This window comes from Mesorhizobium sp. M7A.F.Ca.CA.001.08.2.1 (assembly GCF_003998455.1).
Classification (GTDB): domain Bacteria; phylum Pseudomonadota; class Alphaproteobacteria; order Rhizobiales; family Rhizobiaceae; genus Mesorhizobium; species Mesorhizobium ciceri.
The window spans coordinates 1-2,470 of the sequence record NZ_RZPW01000854.1 but is presented as its reverse complement, the minus strand read 5'-3'; the positions used below and the strand labels follow the sequence as shown (position 1 = coordinate 2,470).

Annotated in this window: 2 protein-coding genes and 1 pseudogene; 2 read left to right on the top strand and 1 reads right to left on the bottom strand. The window is 66.2% G+C overall.

What is annotated here, in order from left to right; genetic code table 11:
• Positions 1-246 (top strand): annotated as a pseudogene (locus EN914_RS32035) (DUF4996 domain-containing protein); the annotation flags it as partial.
• Positions 247-297: 51 nt separating this feature from the next.
• On the opposite strand, the gene EN914_RS32030 reads toward EN914_RS32035, so the two are convergent.
• Positions 298-1,185, bottom strand: a complete 888-nt coding sequence (locus EN914_RS32030; protein WP_024504661.1) for an aldo/keto reductase family oxidoreductase — start codon at positions 1,183-1,185, stop codon at positions 298-300.
• A gap of 90 nt (positions 1,186-1,275) precedes the next feature.
• Here EN914_RS32030 and EN914_RS32025 point away from each other — a divergent pair, with 90 nt between their 5' ends.
• The gene (locus EN914_RS32025) at positions 1,276-2,175 is read left to right on the top strand and encodes a LysR family transcriptional regulator (protein ID WP_024504660.1); all 900 of its coding nucleotides are present in this window, start codon (positions 1,276-1,278) and stop codon (positions 2,173-2,175) included.
• Positions 2,176-2,470 lie beyond the last annotated feature (295 nt).

The window sequence follows — 2,470 nt, the reverse complement described above, 5'->3', positions numbered from 1 at the left end:
GCCGACACCTACGCCATCGCCAACAAACCGGGCGGCTTCCTCGCCGGCGGCCGCGGCGACGAACTGGCGGTGCAGGCCAGCCTGCCGCGCGAAAGCTGGGGTTTCTGGGCCGATCGCGGCGCCACCATCATCCAGACCGACGAGCCGAAGGCGGCAATCGACTGGCTGGCCGCGAATGGTTTTCGCGTGCCTTATGCCGACGAGGCGCGGCCGGTTGAGCCGGCGAATACGGCGAGCATCAATTAAGCGGCGGCTGACGCTGCCAATCTCCCTCACGAGGGGGGAGATTGGTTAGCTTCAAGCCGCTAGCGCCACGCCGTCCAGTTCGCTGAGCGCATCCTGTGGCAATTCCAGTTCAGCCGCAGCGAGGTTCTCCCTGAGATGCCCGACCGACGATGTGCCGGGGATCAGCAGGATGTTGGGCGCGCGGCGCAGCAGCCAGGCGAGCGCGACCTGCATTGGCGTGGCGCCGAGGCGCGCCGCGATTTCCGACAGGGTGGAGGATTGCAGCGGGTTGAAGCCGCCGAGCGGGAAGAACGGCACATAGGCGATGCCATCGCGGGCAAGATCGTCGATCAGGGCATCGTCGCCGCGATGCGCCAGATTGTACTGGTTCTGCACGCAGACGATCTCGGCGATCCCCCGTCCTTGCGCGATCTGCGCCGGCGTCACGTTGCTCAGCCCGATGTGCCTGACCAGACCCTGTTGTTGGAGCTCGGCCAGCACGGTAAGCGGCGCTTCGATCGATCCTTCGGCGGGGCCATGGGTATCGAACATGATGCGTAGGTTGACGACGTCGAGCACTTCGAGCCCGAGATTGCTGAGATTGTCGTGCACCGCCTGGGTCAGCGCTTCCGCGGAAAAGGCCGGCAGCCACGATCCATCCGCGCCGCGCCGGGCACCGATCTTGGTGACGATGACGAGATCTTGGGGGTAGGGCGCCAGCGCCTCGCGGATCAGCCGGTTGGTGACGTGCGGACCGTAGAAGTCGCTGGTGTCGACATGGTCGACGCCTTGCGCAATCGCCTCGCGCAGCACGGCCAATGCCGCGTCATGATCCTTGGGCGGCCCGAACACGCCGGGTCCCGCGAGTTGCATGGCACCGTAGCCGAGCCGCTTCACGGTGCGGCTGCCAAGCTTGAAGGTGGCGGGGGCGAAGGTGCCGGATTGTTGGATGTTGGACATGATTGATCTCCTTGAGGAGGCAGAGATAGGCGCTGCCCAACCTCGTGATAATCCGGTACAATCCACACAGGCCGTGCGGAATGGCGAACAATGATGGACCTCAGCGATCTGAATGCTTTCGTGGCGGTGGCGCGCGCCGGCGGCTTTCGCGACGGCGCGCGTGCGAGCGGCGGCAGCGCCTCCGGCCTGAGTGAGGCGGTGCGTCGCTTGGAAGTGCAGCTCGGTGTCAGGTTGTTCAACCGCACGACGCGCAGCGTTGTCCCAACCGAGGCGGGCCTCAGCCTGCTGGAGCGGCTCGGCCCGGCGCTGTCGGAGGTGGAGGCGGCGCTGGACGTGGTGAACGGTTTTCGCGACAGGCCGGCGGGCTCGTTGCGTCTCAACGTGCCGGTCAGTGCTGCGCGGCTGATATTGCCCGATATCGTGCCGGGTTTCCTCGCCGCCTATCCCGGTATCCGGCTGGAGGTGATCGCCGACGAGAACTTCGTCGACGTGCTGGCGGCGGGCTGCGATGCCGGCGTCCGCTATGACGAGCGGCTGGAGCAGGACATGATCGCGGTGCCGATCGGACCGCGCGTGCAGCGTTTCGCCACCGCCGCCAGCCCTGCCTATCTTGCTCGCCATGGGCGCCCGCAACACCCGAGCGACCTGCTTGGCCACTCCTGCGTGCGTGGGCGCTTTGCCAGCGGTGCGATGCTGCCGTGGGAATTCGAGCGAGACGGCGAGGTGGTGCGGGTCGATCCGACAGGCCCCTTGATCGTGCGGATCGGCGGGGCGACGGATCTTGCCGTCGACGCCGCTATTGCCGGCACCGGCATCATCGGCCTCTTCGAGGGCTGGCTGCGCCCTTACTTCGACAGCGGCGCTCTTGAGCCCGTGCTCGAGCCGTGGTGGCAGAGTTTTCCCGGACCGTTTCTCTATTATCCCGGCCGGCGCCTGGTTCCGGCCCCGCTGCGGGCGTTCATCGACTATATCAAGGGCGGCAAGGCCTGACCTGTTTTCCGGCGCCATCACCCCACCCGGCGCTCCGCGCCGACCTTCCCATCGAGGGGAGGTAGGGCGCCGCGCTCTTCTACCTCCCCTCGATGGGAAGGTCGCGCCGTAGGCGTGGGTGGGGTGGCTGCCGAGCCGCAAACAAAAAGGCCGCCCGGAGGCGGCCTTCAGACTGCTGACAAACCCCGTCGATTTTCGGCGGGGTTTTTTTGTTATGTGATTGAAGTGTCTTGGACTGTTTGTGTCAGGGGATTTTGACAGGAGGCGTTGGGCCTCATGTGCGGGCCGACTTGGG